General features: G+C 73.0%; 3 protein-coding genes and 1 pseudogene. All 4 read right to left on the bottom strand.

The annotated features are described in order from the left end of the window. A pseudogene (locus I4I78_RS32050) lies at nt 1–225 on the bottom strand (hypothetical protein); the annotation flags it as partial. Nucleotides 226–531: 306 nt separating this feature from the next. After that, on the bottom strand, nt 532–993 hold the full coding sequence (locus tag I4I78_RS32045; RefSeq protein WP_218615255.1) for a DUF1707 domain-containing protein: 462 nt from the start codon (nt 991–993) through the stop codon (nt 532–534). Between the two features lie 74 nt (nt 994–1,067). After that, nucleotides 1,068–1,817 carry an SDR family oxidoreductase gene (locus tag I4I78_RS32040; RefSeq protein ID WP_218615254.1) on the bottom strand — a complete coding sequence of 250 codons (750 nt, stop codon included), beginning with the start codon at nt 1,815–1,817 and terminating at the stop codon, nt 1,068–1,070. Nucleotides 1,818–1,902: 85 nt separating this feature from the next. Then, nucleotides 1,903–2,211: NlpC/P60 family protein (locus I4I78_RS32035; RefSeq protein WP_218615253.1), on the bottom strand; the 309-nt coding region annotated here is incomplete at its 5' end.

Below are 2,211 nucleotides of genomic sequence, written 5' to 3'. Positions count from 1 at the left end.
GGTGGCGGCCCGGCGGTCGTGCACGCCGCGGGTGAACTCGGACATGTCGCGGTAGCTGTCACCGGAGGTCGTCGAGTCGACCGCCACCCATCCGGGCGGCTCGTCGTCGCCGGTGTGCGCGGCGATCTCGCCCCGCGTGGGGTGCAGGAACCAGCGGGTACCCGGCGTCCGGTCGTCCAGGGCGTGCGCGAGCTGTCCGAGATCGACCCGCGCCGGATCCAGCATGGCCCGATGCTATGTCACACCGACCATGCCGACGGGTCCCGTAACGGACGCCGTGCCGGCGGCGAGTTGCCTGGATCCGAGACGACCGGGTCACGTCGACGTCTGTGAGGTTGCCATGCAGTGGTAGCTGAAGGTGCTCCGCCAGTACGTGGACTTCAGCGGGCCGGGATCCTGACCTCGGTCCTGATCGTGTTCTGGGCGTCCGAGGGCAACCGTGGGCCGAACCGGTACGGGATGAACCCGAAGGAGCTCGCCGCGCCCGGGGCCCCCGGCAGCGCACAGCCCTACGACATGGCCTGACCCGGGTCAGCCCTTGTCGGTCGAGGCGTCCCCGTGCCCGTCGGTGCGGGGACGCTCGAACGCCGAACCGATCAGGACCAGCGCCCAGATGCCGATCGGGAAGATCGGCCAGAACGGCGTGACGTCGCCGGCCACCAGACTGATCATGCCCCAGATGCCGAGGAGCAGGACCGACGTCCCGGCCCAGGAGCGCCACTCGCCGTACCACTCGGTCTTCGCCTGACGGCGTTCGGCGACCTCGCGTTCGCGGCGCACGCTCGGCAGGTTCCTCTCGTCGATCACCGGCAGATCGCCGGTCAGCCGGTCCAGATCGGCGCGGACGACGGCGGCGTAGGACTGCTGGAGCCGCTCGTCGTACTCGGTGAGCGAGAGCCGTCCCTCGTCGTGGGCGAGCCGCAACCGTTCCGCGGTCGAGGCCCGGTCGGCGTCCGAGACCCGCATACCCTCATCACCCGGACCCTCGGCCATGTCCTCGACGGTACCGGGATCGCGAGGTCGGTGGCATCGTCGTTCGCCCGGAGCCGCGGCCGGGGCCCGCAGGGTCACCCGCCCGGACGCAGGACCACCTCGGTCAGGTGGGCGTCGCGGCTCGCGGTGACCGCCGCCAGCACGGCGGCCGCCACCGAGTCCGGCCGCAGGAACGTCGAGCCGTCGTACACGCCTCCCTCGGCGCCGATGCCCGTTCCGGATGCCCTTCTCTCGTGCTCGACGACGGCCCGCTGCATCGCCGTGTCCACCCGGCCCGGGTGCACCGACGTGACGCGGACGCCGCGCCCGGACTCCTCGGCGCGCAGCGCGTCGCCGAACGCGTGCAGCGCGAACTTGCTCGCCGCGTAGGAGCCCCAGCCGGCCCGGGCGGCCAGGCCGGACCCGGAGTTGATCAGGACGACGTCGCTGCCGGTGTCGCTGCCGGCCGCGCGCAACGCGGGCAGCAGCAGCCGGGTGAGCTCGGCGACGGCGACCACGTTGACGTCGAACTGCCGCCGCCAGGTGTCGGCGGGGGTCTCCTCGACGGTGCCCAGCAGGCCGATCCCGGCCGAGTGCACGAGCACGTCGAGGCGGTCGATGCCGTCCACGGCGCCGGCCAGCGCGTCGTCGTCGGTCAGCTCGACCGGCCAGGCCCGCGCGCTACCGGGCCCGCCCGTCAGCTCGGACGCCACGGCCTCGAGCCGGGCCGTGTCGCGACCGCCGAGCAGCAGGTCGTAGCGCGGCGCGAGCAGGCGGGCGACGGCGGCGCCGATGCCCTGCGAGGCACCGGTGACGAGGGCGAGTGGACGGTGCGGAGCGCTCATCCCGGCGACCTTACGTAACGACGGGAGCCCCCGGCGCGTTCGCGCGCCGAGGGCTCCCGGGTGCTCGGCTCGTGTGGGCGGTCGCCTAGATCCGGCGCGCCGAGTTGAACGGCATCCGGTCCATGTCGGAGACCTTCACCGGGCTGCCGCTGGTGCTGGCGTGCACGATCTGCCCGTCTCCGACGTAGATGCCGACGTGGCTGACCGGCTTGTAGAACGTCACGAGGTCCCCGGGCCTGAGGGCCGACTTCGAAACGGGGCTGCCGGCCGAGGCCAGCGCGCGGCTGGTCCGCGGCAGGTCGACGCCCTCCTGCTCGAAGGCCCAGTTCACCAGGCCGGAGCAGTCGAACGAGTTCGGGCCGGTCGCGCCCCAGCGGTACGGCGAGCCGACCTT

This window comes from Pseudonocardia sp. KRD291 (genome assembly GCF_019263595.1).
Lineage (GTDB): Bacteria > Actinomycetota > Actinomycetes > Mycobacteriales > Pseudonocardiaceae > Pseudonocardia.
This window is presented reverse-complemented; position numbering and strand designations above follow the sequence as displayed.

Coding starts and splice junctions, on each gene's coding strand:
- I4I78_RS32040 (WP_218615254.1), bottom strand. CDS start 1,817: ATGAGCGCTCCGCACCGTCCACTCGCCCTCGTCACCGGTGCCTCGCAG.
- I4I78_RS32045 (WP_218615255.1), bottom strand. CDS start 993: ATGGCCGAGGGTCCGGGTGATGAGGGTATGCGGGTCTCGGACGCCGAC.